This is a genomic window from Enterobacter quasimori (genome assembly GCF_018597345.1).
GTDB lineage: Bacteria > Pseudomonadota > Gammaproteobacteria > Enterobacterales > Enterobacteriaceae > Enterobacter > Enterobacter mori.
Map to the genome: position 1 here is coordinate 244,915 of NZ_JAHEVU010000004.1, position 25,690 is coordinate 270,604.

The 25,690-nt window shown below is 55.2% G+C and carries 28 protein-coding genes; 23 read left to right on the top strand and 5 right to left on the bottom strand.

The annotated features are described in order from the left end of the window. Nucleotides 1-31: 31 nt before the first annotated feature. The gene (locus tag KK102_RS16775) at nt 32-1,378 is read right to left on the bottom strand and encodes a PTS sugar transporter subunit IIC (protein ID WP_108417151.1); all 1,347 of its coding nucleotides are present in this window, start codon (nt 1,376-1,378) and stop codon (nt 32-34) included. A 328-nt stretch (nt 1,379-1,706) separates the two neighbouring features. Between KK102_RS16775 and KK102_RS16780 the strand changes: the two genes are divergently transcribed. Continuing rightward, nucleotides 1,707-2,165: a YbaK/EbsC family protein gene (locus KK102_RS16780; protein ID WP_216358046.1), complete on the top strand. Its 459-nt coding sequence runs from the start codon at nt 1,707-1,709 to the stop codon at nt 2,163-2,165. A 37-nt stretch (nt 2,166-2,202) separates the two neighbouring features. Here KK102_RS16780 and bglJ read toward each other — a convergent pair whose 3' ends face one another. After that, nucleotides 2,203-2,838, bottom strand: a complete 636-nt coding sequence (gene bglJ, locus KK102_RS16785; protein ID WP_216358153.1) for a DNA-binding transcriptional activator BglJ — start codon at nt 2,836-2,838, stop codon at nt 2,203-2,205. Next, nucleotides 2,838-3,572, bottom strand: coding sequence for a helix-turn-helix transcriptional regulator (locus KK102_RS16790; protein WP_126545173.1), 735 nt, complete (start codon nt 3,570-3,572; stop codon nt 2,838-2,840). Before KK102_RS16790 ends, bglJ begins: the two co-directional genes overlap by 1 nt. A 413-nt stretch (nt 3,573-3,985) precedes the next feature. Here KK102_RS16790 and KK102_RS16795 point away from each other — a divergent pair, with 413 nt between their 5' ends. The 13 genes from KK102_RS16795 to KK102_RS16855 all read left to right on the top strand — a co-directional run bounded on the left by KK102_RS16795 (nt 3,986) and on the right by KK102_RS16855 (nt 14,146). After that, nucleotides 3,986-4,759 (top strand): threonine/serine exporter family protein, encoded by a 774-nt coding sequence (locus tag KK102_RS16795; protein WP_126545174.1) that lies wholly within the window; start codon nt 3,986-3,988, stop codon nt 4,757-4,759. Then, a complete protein-coding gene (locus tag KK102_RS16800) occupies nt 4,750-5,223 on the top strand; it encodes a threonine/serine exporter (protein WP_126545175.1) in 474 nt (157 codons plus the stop codon). Before KK102_RS16795 ends, KK102_RS16800 begins: the two co-directional genes overlap by 10 nt. A 67-nt stretch (nt 5,224-5,290) precedes the next feature. Continuing rightward, the gene (locus KK102_RS16805) at nt 5,291-5,932 is read left to right on the top strand and encodes a TetR family transcriptional regulator (protein WP_042713992.1); all 642 of its coding nucleotides are present in this window, start codon (nt 5,291-5,293) and stop codon (nt 5,930-5,932) included. A 41-nt stretch (nt 5,933-5,973) separates the two neighbouring features. Continuing rightward, nucleotides 5,974-6,426 carry a MarR family winged helix-turn-helix transcriptional regulator gene (locus KK102_RS16810; protein ID WP_042713994.1) on the top strand — a complete coding sequence of 151 codons (453 nt, stop codon included), beginning with the start codon at nt 5,974-5,976 and terminating at the stop codon, nt 6,424-6,426. A gap of 84 nt (nt 6,427-6,510) precedes the next feature. Then, nucleotides 6,511-6,939, top strand: a complete 429-nt coding sequence (locus KK102_RS16815) for an organic hydroperoxide resistance protein (RefSeq protein WP_126545177.1) — start codon at nt 6,511-6,513, stop codon at nt 6,937-6,939. A gap of 148 nt (nt 6,940-7,087) precedes the next feature. Beyond that, nucleotides 7,088-7,633: a primosomal protein DnaT gene (gene dnaT / locus KK102_RS16820; protein ID WP_216358047.1), complete on the top strand. Its 546-nt coding sequence runs from the start codon at nt 7,088-7,090 to the stop codon at nt 7,631-7,633. Beyond that, nucleotides 7,630-8,367 (top strand): replicative helicase loader DnaC, encoded by a 738-nt coding sequence (dnaC, locus tag KK102_RS16825; RefSeq protein WP_211448104.1) that lies wholly within the window; start codon nt 7,630-7,632, stop codon nt 8,365-8,367. Before dnaT ends, dnaC begins: the two co-directional genes overlap by 4 nt. Before the next feature lie 84 nt (nt 8,368-8,451). Beyond that, on the top strand, nt 8,452-8,934 hold the full coding sequence (locus KK102_RS16830) for a YjjA family protein (RefSeq protein WP_126545180.1): 483 nt from the start codon (nt 8,452-8,454) through the stop codon (nt 8,932-8,934). A gap of 269 nt (nt 8,935-9,203) precedes the next feature. Further along, a complete protein-coding gene (gene opgB, locus KK102_RS16835) occupies nt 9,204-11,495 on the top strand; it encodes a phosphatidylglycerol--membrane-oligosaccharide glycerophosphotransferase (protein ID WP_216358048.1) in 2,292 nt (763 codons plus the stop codon). A 201-nt stretch (nt 11,496-11,696) separates the two neighbouring features. Beyond that, nucleotides 11,697-12,248: a helix-turn-helix transcriptional regulator gene (locus KK102_RS16840; protein ID WP_216358049.1), complete on the top strand. Its 552-nt coding sequence runs from the start codon at nt 11,697-11,699 to the stop codon at nt 12,246-12,248. 146 nt (nt 12,249-12,394) lie between these two features. Further along, nucleotides 12,395-13,138 carry a winged helix-turn-helix domain-containing protein gene (locus KK102_RS16845; protein WP_216358050.1) on the top strand — a complete coding sequence of 248 codons (744 nt, stop codon included), beginning with the start codon at nt 12,395-12,397 and terminating at the stop codon, nt 13,136-13,138. 3 nt (nt 13,139-13,141) lie between these two features. Continuing rightward, nucleotides 13,142-13,615: a hypothetical protein gene (locus KK102_RS16850; RefSeq protein ID WP_216358051.1), complete on the top strand. Its 474-nt coding sequence runs from the start codon at nt 13,142-13,144 to the stop codon at nt 13,613-13,615. Between the two features lie 24 nt (nt 13,616-13,639). Beyond that, a complete protein-coding gene (locus KK102_RS16855; protein WP_126545184.1) occupies nt 13,640-14,146 on the top strand; it encodes a GNAT family N-acetyltransferase in 507 nt (168 codons plus the stop codon). Between the two features lie 92 nt (nt 14,147-14,238). Here KK102_RS16855 and tsr read toward each other — a convergent pair whose 3' ends face one another. After that, nucleotides 14,239-15,903 carry a methyl-accepting chemotaxis protein gene (gene tsr, locus KK102_RS16860; protein WP_216358052.1) on the bottom strand — a complete coding sequence of 555 codons (1,665 nt, stop codon included), beginning with the start codon at nt 15,901-15,903 and terminating at the stop codon, nt 14,239-14,241. Between the two features lie 309 nt (nt 15,904-16,212). Between tsr and xapA the strand changes: the two genes are divergently transcribed. From xapA to KK102_RS16875, 3 genes are read left to right on the top strand one after another with little or no spacing between them, the layout of a single operon-like run. After that, a complete protein-coding gene (gene xapA / locus KK102_RS16865) occupies nt 16,213-17,046 on the top strand; it encodes a xanthosine phosphorylase (protein WP_126545186.1) in 834 nt (277 codons plus the stop codon). A 44-nt stretch (nt 17,047-17,090) separates the two neighbouring features. Further along, nucleotides 17,091-18,296, top strand: coding sequence for an MFS transporter TsgA (gene tsgA / locus KK102_RS16870; RefSeq protein WP_126545187.1), 1,206 nt, complete (start codon nt 17,091-17,093; stop codon nt 18,294-18,296). 57 nt (nt 18,297-18,353) lie between these two features. Next, the gene (locus tag KK102_RS16875) at nt 18,354-19,253 is read left to right on the top strand and encodes a LysR family transcriptional regulator (protein WP_216358154.1); all 900 of its coding nucleotides are present in this window, start codon (nt 18,354-18,356) and stop codon (nt 19,251-19,253) included. A 1-nt stretch (nt 19,254) separates the two neighbouring features. On the opposite strand, the gene hpaR is transcribed toward KK102_RS16875, so the two are convergent. Beyond that, nucleotides 19,255-19,698: a homoprotocatechuate degradation operon regulator HpaR gene (gene hpaR / locus KK102_RS16880; protein WP_216358053.1), complete on the bottom strand. Its 444-nt coding sequence runs from the start codon at nt 19,696-19,698 to the stop codon at nt 19,255-19,257. Nucleotides 19,699-19,968: 270 nt separating this feature from the next. Between hpaR and hpaG the strand changes: the two genes are divergently transcribed. The 6 genes from hpaG to hpaI all read left to right on the top strand — a co-directional run bounded on the left by hpaG (nt 19,969) and on the right by hpaI (nt 25,685). Beyond that, nucleotides 19,969-21,246 (top strand): 4-hydroxyphenylacetate degradation bifunctional isomerase/decarboxylase, encoded by a 1,278-nt coding sequence (gene hpaG / locus KK102_RS16885; RefSeq protein WP_216358054.1) that lies wholly within the window; start codon nt 19,969-19,971, stop codon nt 21,244-21,246. Further along, on the top strand, nt 21,243-22,709 hold the full coding sequence (gene hpaE / locus KK102_RS16890; RefSeq protein ID WP_065102008.1) for a 5-carboxymethyl-2-hydroxymuconate semialdehyde dehydrogenase: 1,467 nt from the start codon (nt 21,243-21,245) through the stop codon (nt 22,707-22,709). The genes hpaG and hpaE overlap by 4 nt, the downstream gene beginning before the upstream one ends. A gap of 2 nt (nt 22,710-22,711) precedes the next feature. Further along, entirely contained in the window at nt 22,712-23,563 is an 852-nt protein-coding gene (gene hpaD / locus KK102_RS16895) for a 3,4-dihydroxyphenylacetate 2,3-dioxygenase (protein WP_014830538.1), read from the top strand. Nucleotides 23,564-23,572: 9 nt separating this feature from the next. Further along, nucleotides 23,573-23,953 (top strand): 5-carboxymethyl-2-hydroxymuconate Delta-isomerase, encoded by a 381-nt coding sequence (locus tag KK102_RS16900; protein ID WP_216358055.1) that lies wholly within the window; start codon nt 23,573-23,575, stop codon nt 23,951-23,953. 121 nt (nt 23,954-24,074) lie between these two features. Beyond that, nucleotides 24,075-24,878, top strand: a complete 804-nt coding sequence (hpaH, locus tag KK102_RS16905) for a 2-oxo-hept-4-ene-1,7-dioate hydratase (protein ID WP_216358056.1) — start codon at nt 24,075-24,077, stop codon at nt 24,876-24,878. A 9-nt stretch (nt 24,879-24,887) separates the two neighbouring features. Beyond that, on the top strand, nt 24,888-25,685 hold the full coding sequence (gene hpaI / locus KK102_RS16910) for a 4-hydroxy-2-oxoheptanedioate aldolase (protein ID WP_216358057.1): 798 nt from the start codon (nt 24,888-24,890) through the stop codon (nt 25,683-25,685). The last annotated feature ends 5 nt before the right edge of the window (nt 25,686-25,690 follow it).

Below are 25,690 nucleotides of genomic sequence, written 5' to 3' on the forward strand. Positions count from 1 at the left end.
ACGGCAACCTGGGTTGCCGTTTTGCTTTTACCTAAGCCACCTGCTGATTTTCCTCTTCCGCATTACGCTGCGCTTCTTCCGCTTCCTGCTCCAGCAGCTGCTTCTCGTACACTTTAAAGAACGGGTAGTAGATAATGGCCGATACGCAGGCCAGCACAACGACGAGAATAGCCGCGCGGAAGTCCCAGCCCAGCGCCCATGCCGCGCCAATCGGAGCAGGTGCTGTCCAGGGAACCACTGAGATAACACGACCAATCAGATCAAACGTCATCGCCGCCCAGGCCAGCACGGCGTTTACCATCGGTGCAAGCAGGAACGGAATAAAGAACACCGGGTTCATGACAATCGGCGTACCAAAGATGACAGGTTCGTTGATATTGAAGAAGCTGGGCACCACGCTCAGACGTCCAATTGAACGCAGGTGTGCAGAGCGGCTACGCAGATAGCAAATCACCAGCCCCATCGTTGCGCCAGAGCCACCAATTACGATAAAGAACGTCCAGAATGCTTCCATAAAAATGTGTGGCAGAGGTTGGCTTGCCGCCAGCGCGGTCTGGTTAGCGCCCAGGTTGGTCAGCCAGAACATCTGCAGCATCCCGGAGACAATGGCAGCCCCGTGGATACCGGCAAACCACAGCAAGTGACCAATCAGTACCGCCAGCAGGATAGCAGGCAGCGAGTCAGCAGCGGACACCAGCGGTTTGAAGATCGACATAATAGCCTGTGGGATCAGCATACCAAACTGAGACTGAATCAGCAGGCTCAGCGGGTACAGCGTCAGTACAACCACCAGCACCGGGATTAGCAGATCAAAGGAGTTTTTGATCATCGGTGGCACCTGGTCCGGCAGGCGAATGCCGATGTTGTGCGCTTTCAGGAAACGCATCATTTCAACGCAGTAAACCGCCACCAGAATGGCGGTAAAGATCCCCGTTCCGCCAAGGCTATCGACAGGCAGGGTGCCTTTGGTTTTCGGCGCAGCAACCAGCAGAAACGCCATCAGCGACAGCATGGCGCACATGAACGGGTCAAGCTGATGAGATTTCACATAATGTTTGCCCAGGTTGTAGGCGATGGCCGCACAGATATAAATGGACATAATGCCCATCGTCATATCAAACGGAGTGAGGATTTGCCCTTCAAATTGCTTCGCCATGTCCAGCCAGGCGCGAGCAAAGCCCCAGGTCGTATCAGGTGAGAACGGTGGATACGCAAACACCAGCAGGAATGAACCCACAATCATGAACGGCATCGCAGAGATAAATCCATCACGAATGGCCATAACATGGCGCTGGGAAGAGATTCGCCCGGCAATCGGGCTGACGTAATTTTCAACGAAACGGAATATCAGATTAAACGCAGCATGGTTGGCAGACATAGCAGCTCTCCTGTCAGACGTTCATTACGGGCGGATTCGCGCCACACGTTGTTCCATAAATCAGCTTCACAACCTTGCCGGCTTGCGTACCAGCGGTACTGCTCAGAAGAAATGGTTTCATAATTAGCTCTTATTATTGGATACAGGGGACGTTACATTGTCAGTATTAATCTCTGATTCACGCTCTGCAACCGGTTACTGTAACCGGTTTCTGTGAATGTGAAGGCGATCCATAAATCGGCCCAACAGGATAATTGTTACTGAAGAGATATTTACAGAACCTAAAGGCTTATGACAGATTACGCAGGATATTTGTCAGGAGGAAACAATGAGTTTGCAGTCTGTACAGCAGTTTTTTGCCGACAACGCACCCGATGTCGAAATCATCGAGCTTAGCCAAAGCACCGCGACCGTGGCCCTGGCTGCTGCAGCGCATAACGTTGAACCGGGTCAAATCGCCAAGACGCTATCATTAAAGGTAAAAAACGAAGTCATTCTCGTGGTTGCGAAAGGTGACGCGCGGCTGGATAACAAAAAACTTAAAGATGCTTTCGGCGCAAAAGCGCGCATGCTGAGCAGTGACGAAGTGGTCACCATTACGGGTCATCCCGTGGGCGGGGTCTGCCCTTTCGGACTGGAGAATCCCCTTTCCGTTTTCTGCGACGTTTCACTGAAACAGTACGCTGAAGTACTGCCTGCTGCCGGTGCAATTCACAGCGCCGTGCGTATTTCCCCGGACAGAATGGCAGAACTGACTGCGGCAAAATGGGTAGATGTCTGCATTTGATTGTTGCGCCAGAAGTACTCTGGCGCATGGCGACCGGCTAAGAGAATGAAGGTACACTCAACGCCGAGCGACGCGGCTCCCGGGCGGGAAGATGAGCGAGGATATCTGCTGCATCCAGTAATCCCACATCAGAATTGACCCCGAGCTTTACCATCGCATTGAACTTGTGCGCCCTGATGGTCTTAATATTGCGCTCAAGCTGTGTCGCGATTTCAGGGATGGAATAGCCCGACGACATATAACGCAAAATTGCCCGTTCGGTGGGGCTCAACATGCGGTTCTGATTCACATACCAGTGATTGTACATGTTGTCGTTTACACGATGCGTTTCGTTAAGAAAGGTCACCATGCCTTCGATCAACTGCTCAAGCGATACCGATTTACTGATTATCCCGTGCAGACGTGCCGGAGAAAGATGGCAAATCAGCCTCGCTTCTACATCATCTGACGCCAGGACAATACGCTGGATATTGCCGTGTGAGAACATCAGGTCCCGCAGGCTTGTAAGACAGTTACGACGCTCCTCACGCGCATCGGATAGTGAATAAATAACCGAATAAAAAGCGGTCTGGGAAAGTGCCTCTTTAAAACTGTCGAATCGACTAAACAGGTGGACCTGATAGCTGCTGAATGCAGGCAAAGCAAAAATATGCTGCAGCCCAACGGCACTCATTACGCAATTTTCGATGACGGCGATATGTCTTGTTGCTGCGGTCTCTTCCATTCCTCAAACTCTCCATAGGCCGACATTAAACTCAGTTCTCGCATCCCCTGTGTACTGCTGATCCAGGCATACATATCGGCATTGCTTCGCAGGGACAGCCTGCGCATCGCACTGTTCTTCTGTGCACTGATCGTTTTGTTACTCTTCTTCAATAACGTCGCAATTTGGTTAATACACCAGCCTTTCCCCAGCAGCCGCAGTACTTTGCGCTCAGAGTGAGTGAGCGCAATAAAACTCTCGGACTCTTCTTCAGGCTCTGGGGTGTCCGGCATTAGCAACGTCTGGCTAATTCGTTCTGCGCGTTCACTTCCGGCACGAATAGCATTAATAACCCCGTCGATCGGTTCCATATCTGACAGCAGGGTGCTTTCAGGACGCATGAGTAATTCTACCGCCAGAGGGTAGAGGGGACGGGAAACTAAAAAGATCCAGTGGATATCCCGATACTGATTCAGCAGCCCGTAATATTGCTCGAGCGTACCGCGAGGATTCCGATAATCACCTGAAATATCAGCAACAACCACACTGGCGCGGCGGAGCTGCAGCAGCGTTAGCTCCTGAATTGAGCGGCAAAAGGTCAGCTCATACTCGGGGAAATGGCGTACCATCACCCCACCAAGCCCGGATTGCATAACCGGTATCTTACTAATCACAACTCCGTGTTTACCTTTCAATGGCAACATAGAACCTCCGAGTCCATTCTTCATTTTCTAAATAGCGATAAAACGCATTGAGATAAAATTATTTCATCCCTGAGTGCACACAGCATAAATAATGCAAATTTTAAGAGAATCTTTACAAAATTAAGAAATGCCCAAAACAGGGTTAATATCTCATAAATAACAACCAAATTTAATTACAGTTACCTGAAAAGAACAAAAATATAAAATTAGAAATACTTAATATATGTGAGATATATTTTTAATATCAAAATATTCATAAAATAAATATTATTAATCGCTCTCCTTCACTGTCGCTCATGAGGCTTTTTGCACAAATCTTGATCTGACCCAGAGCAAGTGACACCGCACTTTGTGCTAAAAGTAAGCATTACGGGCCAACAGGCAAGCTATCCATCCTCTCTTCAGGGCAATACATGCAAGATCGGTCAACGCAACGCGCAACGACGCGGATATGTATTCAATGCGGGCTTTTTCTCTTACAGCACGGGGCAGAAAGCGCCCTTGTCGAGGAACTCTCAACGCGTCTTGGCGTGGCGCTCGGCATGGACAGCGTCGAAAGTTCCATTTCGTCGAATGCGATTGTACTGACCACGATAAAAGACGGGCAGTGCCTGACGTCCACCCGGAAAAATCACGATCGCGGTATCAATATGCACGTCGTGACGGAAGTGCAGCACATCGTCATTCTTGCTGAACATAAGCTGCTGGATCTGAGAGAAATTGAGAAACGGTTCGCGCAAATTAAACCGTTACGCTATCCGCGCTGGCTGGTGGTGGTAATGGTTGGGCTGTCGTGCGCCTGTTTTTGCAAACTCAACCAGGGCGGATGGGACGGTGCCATCATCACCTTTTTCGCCAGCAGTATTGCCATGTATGTCCGCCAGCTGTTGACCCATCGGCAACTGCACCCGCAAATTAACTTCTGCGTTACCGCTTTTGTTGCCACCACGGTTTCTGGCCTGCTGCTGCGCCTGCCGCAGTTTGCAAACACCCCGACGATTGCCATGGCCGCCAGCGTGCTTCTGCTGGTCCCGGGCTTTCCGCTGATTAACGCCGTGGCTGACATGTTTAAAGGGCACATCAATACCGGCCTGGCGCGCTGGGCAATTGCCAGTCTTCTGACGCTCGCCACCTGCATCGGCGTGGTCATGGCGATGACGCTGTGGGGGCTACGCGGATGGGCATAATCGAATTTCTCCTTGCGCTGGTGCAGGACATGCTTCTGGCGGCCATTCCCGCCGTCGGCTTTGCGATGGTGTTCAACGTGCCGCAGCGGGCGTTGCCCTGGTGTGCGCTGCTGGGTGCCATTGGTCACGGTTCACGTATGGTCATGATGACGGCAGGTTTCAACATCGAATGGTCAACGTTTATGGCCTCGATGCTGGTCGGCAGCATTGGCATTCAGTGGTCGCGCTGGTATCTGGCGCATCCCAAGGTCTTTACCGTGGCGGCCGTTATTCCGATGTTCCCGGGCATCTCCGCCTATACCGCGATGATTTCAGCGGTAAAGATCAGCCATTTTGGTTACACCGAGCCGCAAATGATCCTCCTGCTGAGCAACTTCCTGAAGGCGTCCTCCATTGTCGGGGCGCTCTCCATCGGGCTGTCGATCCCCGGCCTTTGGCTTTACCGCAAGCGCCCGCGCGTTTGAGATTTGTGTTATCACGCTGCCATGGTAATAATCCCTGCATTCTGTTTGGTGACGATAAGGAAAGGATGTGGCTAACCCTGGCAGCGAAAACCCGGAACACAATGAAGGATCCAGCCTGAAGGAAAACATTTTCCAGAGCGCCATTGCGCTGTTTGCCGAATATGGGCTAAACGGTGCCCGCATGGAGCAAATCGCCGAGAAAGCCGGCACGACCAAACGGATGGTGGTGTATCACTTTAAGAATAAAGAAAACCTGTATCTTCTGGCCCTGGAGTACGTTTACACCCAGATCCGCGCCAGTGAGAAACGGCTCAGCCTTGCCGGTATGCCGCCGGTAGAAGCGCTGGTTCATCTTGTTGAAGCGACCTTTGACTACCACGCCGACCACCCGGACTACATTCGCATCATCTGTATGGAGAACATGCAGCGCGGCCGCTTCATGCAGCAGTCCAGCTACCTGCGCCAGGTTAACCGCAGCGCGCTGGAACTGCTGGAAGCCATTCTGCAGCGTGGGAAAGAGAAGCAGCTATTCAATCAGACGGTAGACGCGCGCGATCTTCACCGTCTGATCAGCAGCTTCAGCTTCCACTACGTCGCCAACAGCTACACCTTTACGCTGTTGTTCGAAGAGGGAGCAGACGAAGCCGCGCAGCGTCAGCACTATCGGAAAATGGCGGTTCAGGTGGCACTTCGCTATACGTGCCCATAAAATAGCTTGCAATTATATCGTGCGCTATCTATATTCATCTCATGAACGCAAAAACGAACGACACCACCGCGGCGCTGCTGCTGGATAACCAGCTCTGCTTTGCCCTCTACTCGGCAAACCTGGCGCTTAACAAGCTGTACCGGCAACTGCTGGCACCGCTGAACCTGACCTACCCGCAGTACCTGGTCATGCTGGTGCTGTGGGAGCAGGATGACGTGACGGTGTCGGACATTGGCGAACGGCTGTTTCTTGACTCAGCCACGCTGACGCCGCTGTTAAAGCGTCTGGAAAGCGCCGGGCTGATCAACCGCCACCGTTCCCGTAAAGACGAACGCCAGGTTGCGGTCACCCTAAGCGATGCAGGGCGTGCACTCCAGCAGCAGGCCGTGGGGATCCCTCACGCGGTTGGGTGCGCAGCGCAATGCGATACCGACACGATGCTGGCGCTTAAGCAGCAGCTTGAGCTTTTGCGACAACAGTTACATCACGCGTAAGGCTATACTTTACGCGTCTTTCTTAACCCATATATATCGCACGCTATTTAATAGCACACATAAATGTAAGATGAGGAACCTGCCATGTCTTTAGAAAAAGTTGTCTACACTGCCAAAGCCAAAGCCACCGGAGGCCGTGACGGCCGCGCGACCTCTTCCGACGGCGTCCTGGACGTCAAGCTGGGTGTGCCAAAAGAGATGGGCGGCATGGGTGGCGAAGTGACCAACCCGGAACAGCTGTTCGCTGCTGGCTACTCCGCCTGCTTCCTGGGCGCAATGAAATTCGTCGCGGCACGCGACAAATTCGCCCTGCCAAAAGACGCCTTTATTGAAGGTGAAGTCGGCATTGGCCCGCTGCCTACCGGTTTTGGTATCGAAGCGAAGCTGAACATCCATGTTGAAGGTATGGATCCTGCGGAAGCGAAAAAACTGGTGGATGCGGCGCACATCGTTTGCCCATACTCTAACGCCACGCGCGGCAACATCGACGTCACGCTGAACATCATCGCGTGATAACTGCCTGATGGCGCTGCGCTTATCAGGCCTACGGCTGTAGCCCCGGTAAGCGCAGCGCCACCGGGGAAATCCCCTCCTTTCCTTTCCCCTCTCTGTGCTACCATAAGCCCATATCACGCCCGTAGTAATCAGTAGAGTAAGCGTTATGTCCTCCAGAATTCTGACCACCAGCATTGCTGGTATTGATGCCTTTATGCGCGACCCACGCGGTGTGTTAACCCACGCCGAAGGCGGCACGGTTGCGGTTTTTGCCGACAACGCGCCGGCGTTTTACGCAATCACACCGGAACGTCTGGCGCAGCTGTTGGATATCGAAGCGCGGCTGTCGCGCCCGGCCAGTGATGTCACCCTGGATAACCAGTTCTTCGACGAACCGGGAAACGCGCCCGTTGCTATCCCGATGGGGAAATTCCCCATGTACGCGGGCTGGCAACCGGATGCCGATTTTCAGCGACAGGCGGCACTGTGGGGAATTGCGCTCTCACAGCCGGTCACGCCCGAAGAGCTGGCCGCGTTTACCGCATACTGGCAGGCGGAAGGAAAAGTGTTTCACCATGTGCAGTGGCAGCAAAAGCTCGCGCGCAGTATTCAAATCAACCGCGCCAGCAACAATGGCCAGCCCAAGCGCGATATCAACGCGTTTTCTGAACCGGACAAACAGATCCCTAACGGATTCCGAGGTGCGAAATGAAGAACGTCGGCGACCTGATGAAACGTCTGCAAAAAATGATGCCAGCCAACGTGAAGCCAGCCTTCACAACGGGTGAAGAGCTGCTGGCGTGGCAAAAAGAGCAAGGTGAAATACGTGCGGCGGCGCTCGCCCGTGAGAACCGCGCGATGAAAATGCAGCGCACCTTTAACCGCTCGGGTATCCGCCCGCTTCATCAGAACTGCTCGTTTGATAACTACAACGTCGAGTCGCAGGGACAAATGAATGCGCTGAATCAGGCACGTCAGTACGTCGACGAGTTTGATGGCAACATCGCCAGCTTCATTTTCAGCGGCAAGCCCGGCACCGGGAAAAACCACCTTGCAGCGGCCATCTGCAACGAGCTGCTGCTGCGGGGTAAATCCGTATTGATCATCACCGTGGCCGATATCATGTCTGCCATGAAAGAGACGTTCAGCAACCGCGAAACCAGCGAAGAACAGCTGCTTAATGACCTGAGCAACGTTGACCTGCTGGTCATCGACGAGATTGGCGTTCAGACGGAATCCCGCTATGAAAAAGTCATCATCAACCAGATCGTTGACCGCCGCTCTTCCTCCAAGCGACCAACCGGAATGCTGACAAACCACAATATCGACGAAATGACCCGTCTGCTGGGAGAACGCGTAATGGATCGCATGAAGCTCGGTAACAGTCTGTACGTCATCTTTGACTGGGAAAGTTATCGCAGCCGCGTCACCGGCAAAGAGTATTAAGACAGTTCCAGGAATCGCGCGCGGCGCGGGGGTATATACTGGAACCACTTCCGGCCCTAAACGGACCTTTTTGAGAAAGCCATTATGAAAAAACAGTTACTTATCAGCACACTTTTCGGCGCACTGCTGGCAACCGGCGCGGCGCAGGCAGCGTCATGGCAGGAGTCACTTTCCAGCGCAGCCAACGAGCTGACCAAAGAGAGCGGCAGCACGCAGGGCGGGCTGTCTGCCTCTTCCCTCACCAGCCTGCTGGGTAACAGCTCCCAGAGCCTGAGCGCGGGTACGATGAACAACGCGGCGGGTATCCTGGAATATTGTGCGAAGCAGAAGCTGGCTTCCGTCACCGATGCGCAAAACGTGAAAAACCAGGTGCTGGGCAAGCTGGGTCTGGACACACAGGAGCAGAAAGCGGATACCAACTATATGGACGGTATTCAGGGCCTGCTGAATGCGCAAAACGGTCAGCAGCTGAACCTGAGCACTATCGGTAACTCCTCTCTGGCAAAACAGGTGAAAACCAAAGCCTGCGATCTGGTGCTGAAACAAGGCGTTAATTTCATCTCCTGATTGACCCCATTTTCTGCCACAACATGCCGCGTTTGTTACGTTAGTCTTACGGCGCGGCGTTAAACGACTGTTTTCCTGCCTTACCACCGTCTCAGCGTCCGCATGCCAGGATGCGACCGCCTTCAAAAAAACGATTTTCTAAACCAAATCCTAACAACAGCACACTTTCGTGACACTAAAATTGCAGCTAAACGACATCGCCATTACATTGTATTACCAAAAAATAATCAGTTAGCCAGCAAAGCGTCTGGCGTCATGAGGATATGCTGTTGTCAGAGTTAATGTCCCTTATCCTTTTCCTGGCTTCCGTTGGCGTTTACGCCTGGAAAGCGGGCCGAAATACCTGGTGGTTTATTGCCACGCTGGTGGTGCTCGGCATTTTTATTGTTTTGAACATTACGTTATACGCCAGCGATTACTTTACCGGTGACGGTATTAATGATGCGGTACTCTACACCCTGACGAATAGCCTGACGGGCGCAGGGGTTGGTAAGTACATACTTCCAGGTCTGGGCGTAGTATTTGCGCTGGTTGCTATTTTTGGCTCCCTTGCCTGGGTGCTGCGCCGCCGTCGTCATCACCCGCACCATCATGGCTACAGCCTGCTGGCTCTGTGCCTGGCGTTGGCCTCTGTTGACGCCAGCCCGGCATTCCACCAAATCACCGAACTGGTGAAATCCCAGTCGCGCGAGGGTGACCCCGATTTCGTGGCGTATTACAAAGAGCCCGCGAAGAAGATCGACAATCCGAAGCTCAATCTGGTCTATATCTATGGCGAGAGCCTGGAGCGCACCTATTTTGATAACGATGCCTTCCCGAACCTGACCCCGGATCTGGGGCCCCTGAAAAACGAAGGTCTCGATTTCAGCCACACCATGCAGTTACCCGGCACCGATTACACCATCGCCGGTATGGTCGCGTCGCAGTGCGGTATCCCGCTGTTCGCGCCTTTTGAGGGCAACGCCTCGGCGTCCATGTCGAGCTTCTTCCCGCAAAATGTCTGTCTTGGCGATATCCTGAAAAATTCCGGCTACGAAAACTACTTTATGCAGGGCGCAAACCTGCGTTTTGCTGGCAAAGACGTGTTCCTCAAATCGCACGGCTTTGACCACCTCTACGGCTCGGAAGAGTTAAAAACCCTCGTCGCGGACCCGAGTTACCGTAACGACTGGGGCTTCTACGACGATACGGTGCTGGACGAGACCTGGCAAAAATTCGAGGAACTCTCCCGCGCGGGCAAACGCTTCTCGCTTTTTGCCCTGACCGTGGATACCCATCATCCGGATGGATTTGTCTCTCGCACCTGTAAACGCAAAAATTATGACATCAATGGCAAGAGTAATACGTCCTTCAGCGCCGTCACCTGCAGCCAGGAACATATCGCCGCGCTGATCGACAAAATCAAAGCCTCGCCTTACTTCAAAAACACGGTGATTGTGGTGTCGTCTGACCATCTGGCGATGAAAAACAGCGCCTGGGATGAGCTTAACAAGCAGGACCGCAGCAACCTGTTCTTCATCCTGCGCGGCGACCAGCCCCAGCAGGAGGTCATCGCCACCAGGCGTAACTCGATGGATAACGGCGCCACGGTGCTGGACATTCTGGGCGGCGATAACTTTATTGGCCTGGGCCGCAGCACGCTGTCCGGGCAATCTCTGTCAGAAGTGTTTCTCAACATGAAGGAGAAAATCCTGGCGTGGAAGCCGGATATCATCCGCCTGTGGAACTTCCCGAAAGAGATGAAAGACTTCACCATCGACCAGGATAAAAAAATGATTGCCTTCTCCGGCAGCCACTTCCGCCTGCCGCTGCTGCTGCGCGTGTCGGACAACCGCGTCGAACCGCTGCCGGAAAGTGAATACTCCGCTCCGCTGCGTTATCAGCTGGCTGAGTTCGCCCCCCGCGACAATTTTGTCTGGATCGACGCGTGTTACAAGATGGGCCAGCTCTGGTCGCAGCCGCTGGCCCTGTCTACCGACTGGTGCGTCGCTCAGGGACAGCTCGGCGGAGAGCAGTCCGTCCAGCATGTTGATAAAAAACAGTGGAAAGGCAAAACGGCCTTTAACGATACGGTTATCGATACCGCGCGCTATCAGCGTAACGTCGACATGCTGAAGATTGTCGATAACGACATTCGCTATAAAGCGGACAGTTTTATCTTTAACGTGGCCGGCGCGCCGGAAGAGGTCAAACAGTTCAGCGGCATCTCCCGCCCGGAATCATGGGGTCGCTGGTCCAACGCCCAACTGGGTGACGAAGTGAAAATTGAGTATGCCCATCCGCTGCCGGAAAAATTCGATCTGGTGATCACGGCCAGAGCATTCGGGCCAAATGCTAACCGCCCTATCCCGGTGCGCGTGGGTGATAAAGAACAGATCCTGACGCTTGGCAATGACGTAAGCACCACCACGCTGCATTTCGACAATCCGTCGCGCAGCAGCACGCTCGTCATCGTTCCGCCAGACCCGCAGTCCACTAACGAAGGCAATATCCTCGGCCACTCCCCGAGACAGCTTGGGATCGGGATGGTGGAAATTAAAATTATCAGTCGCGACAGTTAATATCCTCTCTGCCCGGCGTTCCGCCGGGCAATTTCAAAATTATAAAAAGCTATATGCCTATTATAAAACAGAGAAAATCACTATATTTAATGCAATCTAATCTATATACATATTAGTTTAGGCTCAGGATGTAGAGTATTGCCCTACTTTAATTTTCATGAGGACCCTCTGGCTCCCTCACGTTAACGGGCGACACCTGACATGACTCTCTCACGCAGCACCCACGTCGACTTTCACGTCATCGTTCTGAGCGATAACTATTTCCTGTGGCTTGGCCTGAAAACGCTTATTTCGATGATGATGACGCCGCGTCCTGATATTTTCTGGATCAACAGCGTCAGCCCGGAAACCATCTTGCGCATGCGCGAGCAAATCATGAAAGGGACCACCGATAACGGCTGGCTGATATTTACGGACGAATGCCGCGTGAACGACATCAACGTCTATCTGCCTGCCGGGCGCGTCAGGGTGCTGGCTGGAAACATCTCGATTATTCAGCTCAGCCAGCATTTGAGAAACGCCGATTTCACCCAGCGCTACCGTCCTGATGCTAACCTCACCCGCTCTGAACTGCGGGTGTGTACCCTGCTCAGTAAAGGGATCAGCCTGGTTCGCATTGCGCAACTGCTGAATAAATCCCCCAAAACCATCTATACCCACAAGCGTAACGCGATGACCAAATTCCGCTGCCAGAACCTGGCGGAGTTTCACCGAAAAATCTGCCTGCTGGAACAGCACTCGCTTTACCTCTGACGATGCTCATTTATTAAACAGCGAGAATGCCCGACTGGATCAATGTTATCGGTAACAAAGCAGTTAGAATACCGAGCTTCTTAGATGAATAGCACGCGTACTATTCACCGTTTGTATTTTTCCAACTGCTCCTTTGACAATACTCTATGAAATACCTGCTCGCTGATACCCTCGTCTATAACGACGAAGACGGTTCCGTTTCACTTGTTGATACGCCAGATGTCGAACCTCAGGTGATGACGGCAACCGCCAACAGCATTATGAAAATGCTGGTGCTCCATCACGGTAACGTCATCGAACGCGAGGCGTTCCTGCATGACGTGTGGGATGAGCGCGGCCTGCAGGGCTCCAACAATTCACTTAATCAGTACATCAGTATCCTGCGGAAACTGCTGGCAAGCCTCGTGCCCGAGATGTTGTTTATTGTCACCGTGCCCAAAATGGGCTTTATGCTGAGCGCGGACATCACGGTCCATTCCCTGGCTGAAAAATCTGATTGCCCAGCCTCAGCCAGTAGGCCGTATCATTTTCAGCCTCAATGGCTGCTCAGTAGCGGGCTGACGCTTGTGGTGCTGGCGCTGTGCATCTGGATAGTCGCTATCAAGCAAAATCAGCAGCATGCAGAAATGCATCTTCTGACACATTTTGGTGAATGTCCGGTCTACACCTTCTCACCGCTGGCAGATGTGTTTCGCAACAAGGCAATAGCGCTGGCACAAGCGATACAGCGCGACGGCAACCTACCGTGCCTGAAAAACTCCCTCTTTTATCTGCACATTCAGAACACGCTTTTCTACGGCCATGAAGGAAGGATGGTGCTTTCGCAATGCTCCCTGTCGAAAGAGAACACCGCCAGCGCCTGCCGCACGCTTTATGCCTACGAATGGTGAATCATGACGCGTAAAAAAATAGGGCTGGTTATCGCCTTCAACCTGCTGTTAATCATCATCACCGTACTCTGGTACCGCCATACGCCATCCATGCCCGTCGTGTGCGAAGGTAACCTGACCTTCACACAGCAGCGTGACGACAACAGCTTCACGTTCGACGGCGAGATCCTGATGCGCTTTCATCCCGACGGCACGGGTTACTTCACGCTCAACGGGAATGTGCGAAATATCCGGCAGGGCTGGGAAGTCTCCCGTCAGGAAACGTTTAACTGGCGGCACATGCACGACACGCTTTTTGAAATCGCCATTATCAACGTCGAGCGATTTAGCCACGATGAATTACCCGATGGAGTCTTCGAAAAATACGTTGCGGGCTTAACACCGGGACAGAAAAGGCTACTGACCATCGAACGCACGCCGGAAGAGGCAATGGTGATCGGCAATTTCTACTCGCCGCTGCTGATCTGCTCGGAATAAACGGATCAGGCTATACTTGCCGCCATGAAAATCATCTTCCGCCCCACCACTGCGCATGACGTTGCCTGCCTGCCCGCCATTGAGCGCGCGGCAGGCCAGCGTTTTCGAGCCTTGCCTGAACTGGCCTGGCTTGCTGACGGCGACGTCATTTCCGTTGAACAGCATCGTGACTATGCCGAACAGGGCCTGAGCTGGCTGGCGCTGGCAGCGGGTCGTCCCGTGGGTTTTCTCCTTGCAGAAGCGCACGCTTCGTCGCTGTTTATTGTGGAACTTTCAGTTGATCTGGACTGGCAGGGAAAAGGTATAGGTCGGCAGCTCATCGCCTGTGCGGCTGAGCATGCCCGCAAAAAGGGGCTGGCGTCGCTGACGTTAACGACGTTCCGGGACGTGCCGTGGAATGCGCCATTCTATGCGCGGCTGGGGTTTGAACGCGTAACGGCACTTACGCCTGAACTGCGTCAGAAAAGGGAAGAAGAGGCCGCGCACGGTTTCGCGTACGAAACGCGCTGCGCCATGCGCCTGCCTCTGTAATATCGCCCGGTGGCGCTGCGCTTACCGGGCCTACACAACCCTGAACCGTAGGCCGGGTAAGGCGCAGCCGCCACCCGGCACAACGCGCAGAGTTAGAACGTTTCCCAGTTATCGCCTGAATCGACCGTCGCGGCTTTACGCGACATAACCGGGGTCACAACGGTTTTCGCGGAGGCAAACTCGCGCGCTTTCATCTGCTCCTGCTGAATGCGGAACACCGCCACGGCCTGCGTCAGGCGGCTCGCCTGCTCTTCCAGCGCGGCTGCGGCTGCGGCAGACTCCTCAACCAGCGAGGCGTTCTGCTGGGTCACGCGATCCATCTCCGCGACCGCCAGGCCGACCTGGTCGATACCGCGGCTCTGCTCGTCAGACGCAGACGCAATTTCACCCATGATGTCCGTCACGCGGGTTACCGCATTCACGATTTCACCCATGGTTTCCCCCGCGCTCTCTACCAGAGTAGAGCCCACTTCCACGCGGCTGACGGAGTCTTCAATCAGGCTCTTGATTTCACGGGCAGCCTGGGCGCTGCGCTGCGCCAGGTTACGGACTTCGCCTGCAACAACGGCAAAGCCACGGCCCTGCTCACCGGCACGCGCCGCTTCTACCGCCGCGTTCAGCGCCAGAATGTTGGTCTGGAAGGCAATGCCGTCGATCACGCTGATAATATCGGCAATTTTCTGCGAACTGCCCGCGATATCACGCATGGTTTGCACCACGTTATCCACCACTTTACCGCCTTTCTGCGCGGTTTCAGAGGCGCTCAGCGCAAGGTTGCTCGCCTGACGGGCGTTTTCGGCATTCTGCTTCACGGTGGCGGTCAGCTCTTCCATGCTGGCCGCGGTCTCTTCCAGGGAAGCGGCCTGCTGCTCGGTGCGGGACGAGAGATCGTTGTTACCCATCGAGATTTCGCTCGCGCCGCTGTAGATGGCATTCGCACCGTTACGCACGTCGCCAACGGTACGCACCAGCTCGCCCTGCATGTGGCGCAGCGAGTCGGCCAGTTCACCCATCTCATTGGAGCCTTCAACATCGATGCGCTTCACCAGGTCGCCGCTGGCGATATGGCGAATGCTGTCGATCAGGCGATTCAGCGGAGAAATCAGCGCCTGCTTGATGCCCAGCCAGACGGCGACAATCACCACCACCACGGCAATCAGCACGCCGATCAGCACCCAGATGGCCTGGCTGTAGGAGCTGTTGCTGTCTTTCACCGCCGTCTCATACAGCTTGTCATTCTGCTGCAGGTAGCTCACGTACTGCTTCTCAAAACCGTCCTGATAGCTCTGGGTCGGCTGGTCGAAGAAGGCGTTGATTTTACCCGCGCCCAGCAGCTGAATCAGCTCAGCCAGCGCGCCGTGATAGATCTCGTAATTACGTTTGATTTCCAGCGCAGCGGCGTCGCTCTGACGGGGATCGCGCGGCAGGGCTTCGTAATCCGCCCAGTTTTTTTCCGCCTGCTTCAGCGAGGCAGACGCAATCTGCATCAGATCGGAAACGGTCGCGCCGCTGCCGATGTTGCTCTGATCCATCATGTAGCGGATACCCGCGCGGTTCAGGGTGTTACGGGTTTGCAGCAGGGCAACCCAGCTCCCGTTGAGGGTAGATTGTTGCTGACGAATGGTTTGCAGGACGATGAAATTCTCTTTGTCATTCTTCAGGGCATTAAAGAAAAGACCACCGGATGTGAGTTGTAAAAGGCCAAATATCGCTAAAACCAGCAGTAAGCTGGTGACAATCTTGATACGGTTTAACATGTTTTCTCTTCCTCAGACAGATACAGAATTTTCGGCCAGAAAAAGGAAAACTTTACGAAAATCATAGTGAGCGTAGGGTTTATTACCTCCTTAACTGTTTGTCCCGCATAAAAGTACAAGTGAACATTGTCACAGTTCATTTCCCCCCTTTTCCCCATGCTCATCACGCCAGAAAAACTAACTTATTGAAATAATTGACGACAGTGCATCATCAATTCGAATTTTGAATCAATAAGCGCGTTTATCATATTGGAACGGCAATCAAAGCCTGCTGACAATGACGCAATACCACGTTATTCAGGAGTGCTTATGTCCCGTTCCATAGTTAATGATACCCCTTATGAAGCCGCGGCTATGCTGCGCGCTGCAAAACCCGATTTTACCCCACGCATTGCGATGATCCTGGGCTCTGGTCTGGGTGCGCTCGCGGATAAGCTTGACGATAAAATCGCGATCTCTTATGAAAAACTGCCTGGTTTTCCGGTTAGTACCGTTATTGGCCACGCTGGCGAAGTGGTCATGGGCAAACTGCATGGCGTGGACGTGATCTGCATGAAAGGCCGCGGTCATTTTTACGAAGGCGTCGGGATGGGCATCATGACGCACGCGGTTCGGACGTTTAAGCTGCTCGGCTGCGAATTTATGTTATGCACGAATGCGGCGGGCTCGCTTAATCCCGCTATTCCCGCCGGTTCACTGGTCGCGCTTAACGATCACATTAATACCATGCCCTCCACCCCTCTGGTCGGGCCAAATGATGACCGTTTCGGCCCACGTTTCTTCAGTCTGGCAAATGCCTACGACAGCGATCTCCGTCAAAAATTACACGAAACCGCCAAAAATCTGGAGCTGCCATTGCACGAAGGCGTATTCGTCTCTTATCCAGGACCCAATTTCGAAACTGCAGCAGAAATCCGCATGATGCAAAAAATCGGCGGGGATGTAGTGGGTATGTCTGTTGTCCCGGAGGTGATTGTTGCCCGCCACTGTGGGCTGAAGGTCCTGGCAGTATCCGCCATCACCAACATGGCTGAAGGACTTAGTGATGTCGAACTCTCCCACGAGCAGACGCTGAAATGCGCCGCGATGGTGACAGAGGACTTCATTCGTCTTATGAGCCAGTTTGTGAAGAACTGGCACTAATTTTGGTCCACAGGCAGGATGCAGATCCTGCCGGAGAAACATTTATGGCAGAGAAAAACTACTCGCGCGGCAGTTTAAATGCCGTTTCATGGTTGAGTTACTATTTTGTCGGAGCGCTGGTCTCCACGCTTGGTATAGTGCTCGGCCCCCTTTGCGCCGCCTTCAATAAAGATCCCAGCTTTATTGGTCAGGTTTTTACCCTGATGAATATCGGCATGTTTGTGCCCATTATGTTTGGCGGCCTGTTGATGAAAAAATGGGGGTTGCAAAAACCGCTGGCGATAGCGGCCTCTCTGACAGTTCTCACCAGTTGCCTGCTCTTCTTCGTCCCAACCCTCTCCATGTTTAGTCTGGCCGTTGCGCTCATCGGGGCATGCGGCGGCATCTTTATGACCATCGGCAGTTATCTGGTGGTACGTATTAATCCGGACGAAAAAAGCCGCTCTTCCAGCCTTATCTTTACCGACTTCTTTTTCAGCCTGGCGGGGGCGACACTCTCCTTCGTCCTGGCCTGGGTCTTTAAGCTGGGCGCAAGCTGGATTGCCATGTACGCCATTATGGGTGCTCTTGGTGCGCTGATGTTGGTTATGGTCCTGCGGGCACGCTTTCCTGCTGCAGAATCCCCGGCGCCAGCCGCTCAAGCCTCTCAACCTTGTGCAGAGCCCTGGGGGATGTCCGTCTGGCTTATCTGCCTGGCGCTATTCCTGTTTTTGCTCGCAGAACCTATTTTTACCATGTGGACGCCGGGATACCTGCAATCTCGCTTTGGGCTTCTTCCTGAACAGGCCGCGCTTTTCACTACCGTTTACTGGGTCACCAAGGCAACGGGACTGTTCCTCAATCAGTTCACGGTGAAGTGGATGAAATTGCGTACATTCCTGATGATTTGCACCCTCATTGGGATGATATCCATCGCGCTGATTGCCAACAGTTCAAACAGTACCCTTATTTTGATCGCCTGCGGCTTTTTTGGCTTCTTCAACTCGGGGCTGTTCTCGGGCCTGATGAGCTACGGTTCACTTCAGGTTAGCCGCAGCTCACCCACGCTTATCTCCGCGCTGCTGACCTGCGGAACCGTTGGAACACTCCTTTTCGCCACCGTCTCTTCGCTGGTGAATAGCCGCTTCGGTCTCCACGGTGCAGTGAATACCGCCACTATCGCCTATGCTCTTCTGCTGCTGACGCTGATTGTCGCAGTGCTACGCAGTAACGCTGAGCGTTTACATCACACTGCTGTCGCATCCGTTTGACAGGTCTGGGAGAGGATGAGCACAATGAAAACATCCTCTCCCTGCATAATGCCCTTCATGAACGATCCCCAGACTCTCAGTCGTATACGTATGCGAATGCTGCGTTACTTTCAGGTCCTTGCCGATGAACTGCACTTTGGCCGTGCGGCGGTGCGCCTTAACATCTCTCAGCCACCGCTGAGCATGCAAATTAAAGAGCTGGAAGAGATGCTGGAGGTCGACCTTTTTGAACGTTCCAGTCGCAAAGTCGTATTAACGCATGCAGGTAAAGTGCTGAAAGCCGAAGTCGACAGGCTGCTGAGTGCCACCGAGCAATCCCTCAACTACGTCCGGCAAATTGGTCGTAGCGAAAAGCAACATATTCACCTCGGTGTGGTGGGGAGCGCGCTCTGGGGAACATTGCTGACCCGTCTGAAATCCTTCAGGGAGGAAAACCCCGACGTTCACTGGAGCCTGAGTGAACTGTCGCAGCAGCAGCAAATTGAGGCGTTGCGCGCCCGTACGATTGATATTGCGATTAACCGCAACGTCATCCCCCGTATTGAATCTGATATCCGTTGCCAGCTTATATCACGGGAAGCGATGCGGGTTGCGCTGCATGAAAACGATCCCCTCAGCCATCGCCAGTGCATCTCGATCACTGAGCTCAATCAACGCCCGTTTATCTCCCTGGCATTTAGCCAAAGCGATTATGCTCGCCAGATTTATGAGGCTTGTGTTGAACATGGCTACACGCCGCCTATTGCTCAGCAGGTGTATGAACCGCAAACCGCGCTGGCCCTCGTCAGCGCCGGGAACGGCGTCACCCTTTTGCCAGAAACCAGCGCCCTGATCCATTGGCCAGGGGTCAAATTTTTACCGCTTGAGGAAACTATTCCGGCGGATCTCTATGCGCTCTGGTATGACGCTCCGTTGCCCGAACTGTTCAGCAGACTGCTGACCGCGCTTAAAGGATAAATCACCCCTCTTCCCCACGCTCTATGATGTGGCTATTGCCGAGTGCAATAAACTCTTCCAGCAGCGCCGTCAGCTGCTTCATCTTCTCCGGCGTATACTCCGCCTCAATCTGCTGATACGCCTCTTCGACCTGCGCCTGAGCGTGTTCATACAGCGCATTGCCCTCTTTGGTCAGCGAGACGTACAGCTTGCGCTGGTCGTTCACCGGCTTTAGGCGCAGCACCAGGCCGTCGCGCTCCATCCGAGTCAGAATGCCGGTCAGGCTCGGGCGCAAAATGCAGGTGCGAAACGCCAGATCGTGAAAATCCATCGACGGATGTTCAGCCAGCACGCGCACAATGCGCCACTGCTGCTCGGTCAGATTATGGCGCTTCACGATCGGACGGAAGTAGGACATCGCCGCTTCCCGCGCCTGCAGCAGCGCGATGGTTAATGAATCATGCATAGCCTCTTCCCTTCACATCATTAACAAGTAAACAATCACAAAAAGATGTTTTTATAAACAACACGTTTTCCATTAAAAAGTCTAACAGAAACCTGTTAATTTTATTAAATATATGATTTTAATACAGATAAAAATCAATATGTAAATTTATTGTTATTCATATCACAAATTTTTCACTTCTGATTGCGAAATGAGCAGCAAAAGCATAAAAACAGATCATTAACATATTAATGAAATCCAAACAGGACATCCGGCCTGAGGAGTATGTGAATGAAAGGTACCGTTTTTGCCGTCGCCCTCAACCATCAAAGCCAGCGTGAAGCCTGGCGTGAGGCATTTGAAAAAGCCCCCTACAACACGCCGCCGAAAACAGCCGTGTGGTTTATCAAACCGCATAACACCGTGATTCGCGCGGGCGAACCCATTCCGTTCCCGCAGGGGGAAAAGGTGCTCAGCGGCGCGACGGTGGCGCTGGTGATCGGTAAAACCGCCAGCAAGGTACGCGTGGAGGACGCTGCGGAATATATTGCGGGATACGCGCTCGCCAACGAGGTGAGCCTGCCGGAAGAGAGCTTCTATCGCCCGGCCATCAAGGCCAAATGCCGGGACGGATTCTGCCCGCTCGGCGAACTTGTCGCCGTTGATAACGTAGACAACCTGACCATCATCACCGAGATCAACGGCCGCGAAGCGGACCACTGGAACACCGCCGATCTTCAGCGTAACGCTGCCGAACTGCTGAGCGCCCTGAGCGAGTTCGCCACCCTCAATCCCGGCGATGCGATCCTGCTCGGTACCCCTCACAGCCGCGTTGAGATCCGCCCGGGCGATCGCGTGCGTATTCTGGCGGAGGGCTTTCCGCCGCTGGAAAACCCGATGGTGGATGAACGCGACGTTGCTAACACACACCGCACGCCGCCGCACGCCACGCTGTTTGCCCTCGGTCTGAACTATGCCGATCACGCCAGCGAGCTGGACTTCAAGCCGCCCACCGAGCCGCTGGTCTTTATCAAAGCGCCAAACACCTTCAACGGCGACAACCAGACGTCGGTGCGTCCGAACAATATCGAATACATGCATTACGAAGCGGAGCTGGTGGTGGTCATCGGTAAAACCGCGCGTAAGGTCAGCGAAGACGAGGCGATGGACTATGTTGCGGGCTACACGGTCTGCAACGACTACGCCATTCGCGACTACCTGGAAAACTACTACCGCCCGAACCTGCGGGTGAAAAGCCGCGACGGGCTGACCCCCATTTCCCCCAACATCGTGCCAAAAGAAGCCATTCCCGACCCGCACAACCTCGCCCTGCGCACCTTCGTTAACGGCGAGCTGCGTCAGGAAGGCACCACGGCGGATCTGATCTTCAGCATCCCGTACCTGATTGCGTACCTGAGCGACTTTATGACCCTGCAGCCGGGCGACATGATTGCCACCGGCACGCCGAAGGGGCTCTCCGACGTAGTGCCGGGCGATGAGGTGGTGGTGGAAGTGGAAGGCGTTGGACGCCTGGTGAACCGAATTGTGACTGAGGAGACGGCAAAATGAAAAAGATTAACCACTGGATCAACGGTAAAAACGTCGCGGGCAGCGACTACTTCCACACCACTAACCCGGCCTCCGGCGAGGTCCTGGCAGAAGTGGCCGCCGGCGGTGAAGCCGAAATCCATCAGGCCGTTGCCGCCGCCAAAGAGGCGTTTCCGAAGTGGGCCAACCTGCCGATGAAGGAGCGCGCGCGCCTGATGCGTCGTCTGGGCGATCTGATCGACCAGAACGTGCCGGAGATCGCCGCCATGGAAACCGCCGACACCGGCCTGCCGATCCACCAGACCAAAAACGTGCTCATTCCGCGCGCCTCGCACAACTTCGAGTTCTTCGCCGAGGTGTGCCAGCAGATGAACGGCAAGACCTACCCGGTAGACGACAAGATGCTCAACTACACCCTGGTGCAGCCGGTGGGCGTCTGCGCGCTGGTGTCGCCGTGGAACGTGCCGTTTATGACCGCCACCTGGAAGGTCGCCCCCTGCCTGGCCTTAGGTAATACCGCGGTGCTGAAGATGTCTGAACTCTCTCCGCTGACCGCCGACCGTCTGGGCGAACTGGCCCTCGAAGCGGGTATTCCGGCGGGCGTGCTGAACGTGGTGCAGGGCTACGGCGCGACGGCAGGCGACGCGCTGGTGCGTCATCACGACGTGCGCGCCGTCTCTTTCACCGGCGGCACCGCCACCGGGCGCAACATCATGAAAAACGCCGGGCTGAAGAAGTACTCCATGGAGCTGGGCGGCAAATCCCCGGTACTGATTTTTGAAGACGCGGATATCGAGCGCGCGCTGGACGCCGCCCTGTTCACCATCTTCTCCATCAACGGCGAGCGCTGCACCGCGGGCTCGCGCATCTTTATCCAGCAGAGCATCTACCCGGAATTCGTCAAGCGCTTTGCCGAGCGCGCCAACCGCCTGCGCGTGGGCGACCCGACCGATCCAAATACCCAGATTGGCGCGCTGATTAGCCAGCAGCACTGGGAAAAAGTCTCCGGCTATATCCGCCTCGGCATCGAGGAAGGCGCAACCCTGCTGGCGGGCGGCCCAGACAAACCGACCGACCTGCCTGCGCACCTGAAGGGCGGCAACTTCCTGCGCCCGACCGTGCTGGCGGATGTTGATAACCGCATGCGCGTGGCGCAGGAGGAGATCTTCGGGCCGGTGGCCTGCCTGCTGCCGTTCAAGGATGAAGCGGAAGGGCTGCGCCTGGCCAACGACGTAGAGTACGGCCTGGCGTCATACATCTGGACGCAGGACGTCAGCAAGGTGCTGCGCCTGGCGCGCAATATCGAAGCGGGCATGGTGTTCGTCAACACCCAGAACGTGCGCGACCTGCGCCAGCCGTTTGGCGGCGTGAAGGCCTCCGGCACCGGCCGCGAGGGGGGCGAGTACAGCTTCGAGGTATTCGCGGAGATGAAGAACGTCTGCATCTCCATGGGCGACCATCCGATTCCAAAGTGGGGGATCTGAAAATGGGTAAATTAGCGTTAGCGGCAAAAATCACCCACGTGCCGTCGATGTATCTCTCCGAGCTGCCGGGTAAAAACCACGGCTGCCGCCAGGGCGCTATCGACGGACACAAAGAGATCAGCAAGCGCTGCCGGGAGCTGGGCGTCGATACCATTATCGTCTTCGACACCCACTGGCTGGTGAACAGCGCCTACCACATCAACTGTGCGGACCATTTTTCGGGCGTCTACACCAGCAACGAGCTGCCGCACTTTATCCGCGACATGACTTACGACTACGACGGCAACCCGGAACTCGGCCAGCTGATTGCCGACGAGGCGGTGAAGCTTGGTGTGCGCGCCAAAGCGCACAACATTCCGAGCCTGAAGCTCGAGTACGGCACGCTGGTGCCGATGCGCTACATGAACGCGGATAAGCACTTCAAGGTGGTCTCCATCTCGGCGTTCTGCACGGTTCACGACTTCGCCGACAGCCGTAGGCTGGGCGAGGCCATCGTCAGCGCCATTGAAAAATACGACGGCACCGTGGCGGTGCTCGCCAGCGGCTCGCTGTCGCACCGCTTTATCGACGACCAGCGCGCGGAAGAAGGGATGAACAGCTACACCCGCGAGTTCGACCGCCAGATGGACGAGCGCGTGGTGAAGCTGTGGCGCGAGGGTCAGTTCAAAGAATTCTGCAGCATGCTGCCGGAGTACGCCGACTACTGCTACGGCGAGGGCAACATGCACGACACGGTGATGCTGCTGGGCATGCTCGGCTGGGACAAATACGACGGCAAGGTGGAGTTTCTCACCGAGCTGTTCGCCAGCTCCGGCACCGGCCAGGTCAACGCCGTTTTCCCTCTGCCCGCGTAAGGAGCCACCATGCCGCACTTTATTGCTGAATGTACCGAAAACATCCGCGAGCAGGCCGACCTGCCGGCGCTGTTCGCCAAAGTGAACGAGGCGCTCGCCGCCACGGGCATCTTCCCGCTCGGCGGTATCCGCAGCCGCGCCCACTGGCTGGACACCTGGCAGATGGCCGACGGCAGGCACGATTACGCCTTTGTGCATATGACGCTGAAGATTGGTACCGGGCGCAGCCTGGAGAGCCGTGAAGAGGTCGGTGAAATGCTGTTTGCGCTGATCAAAACACACTTCGCAGAGCTGATGGCGAGCCGCTATCTGGCGCTGTCGTTTGAGCTCGACGAGCTGCACCCGACACTCAATTACAAGCAAAACAACGTGCACGCGTTGTTTACGTAATACCGTCACCTCTCCCTTTGGGAGAGGGTTAGGGTGAGGGGATACCTCTGCGGCCTGATGCCCTCACCCCGTCCCTCTCCCACGGGGAGAGGGAGAAAAAAACATAAAACAGGATATCGCCATGCTCGACAAACATACCCATACCCTGATCGCCCACCGTCTGCATCAGGCGGAACAGTCCCGGGAGCAGATCCGCGCGATCTCGCTGGACTACCCGGAGATCACGATTGAAGACGCCTACGCCGTCCAGCGCGAATGGGTGAGCCTGAAGATCGCCGAAGGCCGCGTGCTGAAGGGCCACAAGATCGGCCTGACCTCCAAAGCGATGCAGGCCAGCTCGCAAATCAGCGAGCCGGACTACGGTGCGCTGCTGGACGACATGTTCTTCCATGACGGCAGCGACATTCCCGTCGATCGCTTCATCGTCCCACGCATCGAAGTGGAGCTGGCCTTCGTACTGGCAAAACCGCTGCGCGGCCCGAACTGCACGATCTTCGACGTCTATAACGCCACGGATTACGTCATCCCCGCGCTGGAGCTGATCGACGCCCGCTGCCACAACATCGACCCGGAGACCCAGCGTCCGCGCAAGGTCTTCGACACCATCTCCGATAACGCCGCTAACGCGGGCGTGATCCTCGGCGGCCGTCCGATTAAGCCCGACGAGCTAGACCTGCGCTGGATCTCCGCCCTGCTCTACCGCAACGGCGTGATCGAAGAGACCGGCGTGGCCGCAGGCGTCCTGAACCACCCGGCCAACGGCGTGGCGTGGCTGGCCAACAAGCTTGCGCCGTACGACGTGCAGCTTGAGCCTGGCCAAATCATTCTCGGCGGCTCGTTTACCCGCCCGGTGCCCGCCAGCAGAGGCGACACCTTCCACGTCGATTACGGCAACATGGGCTCCATCAGCTGCCGCTTTGTCTAGGAGAGCACGATGCAAAACGCATTTAAAGCGGCGCTGAAAGCAGGCCGTCCGCAAATTGGGTTATGGCTGGGGCTGACCAGCAGCTACAGCGCCGAGCTGCTGGCCGGAGCAGGCTTCGACTGGCTGCTGATCGACGGCGAGCACGCGCCGAACAGCGTGCAGACCGTCTTAACCCAGCTGCAGGCTATCGCCCCTTATCCCAGCCAGCCGGTGGTCCGCCCGTCGTGGAACGACCCGGTGCAAATCAAACAGTTGCTGGACGTGGGTGCGCAAACCCTGCTGGTGCCGATGGTGCAAAACGCCGACGAAGCGCGGCTGGCGGTACGTGCCACCCGCTACCCGCCTGCGGGCATTCGCGGGGTGGGCAGCGCCCTGGCGCGGGCGTCGCGCTGGAACCGCATCCCGGACTATCTGCAGCAGGCCAACGACGCCATGTGCGTGCTGGTGCAGATTGAAACCCGCGAGGCGCTAAAAAACCTGCCGCAGATCCTGGACGTGGAAGGCGTCGACGGCGTGTTTATCGGCCCGGCGGATCTGAGCGCCGACATGGGTTTTGCCGGCAATCCGCAGCACCCGGAGGTGCAGGCCGCCATCGAGCAGGCGATCGCGCAGATACGCGCCGCCGGTAAAGCTCCCGGCATCCTGATGGCGAACGAGCAGCTGGCTAAACGCTACCTCGAACTCGGCGCGCTGTTTGTCGCCGTCGGCGTCGACACCACCCTGCTTGCCCGCGGCGCGGAAGCGCTGGCGGCACGCTTTATCGAAACACCGGTTACGTCAGTTCATAACAATAAATCCGTCTACTAAACGTA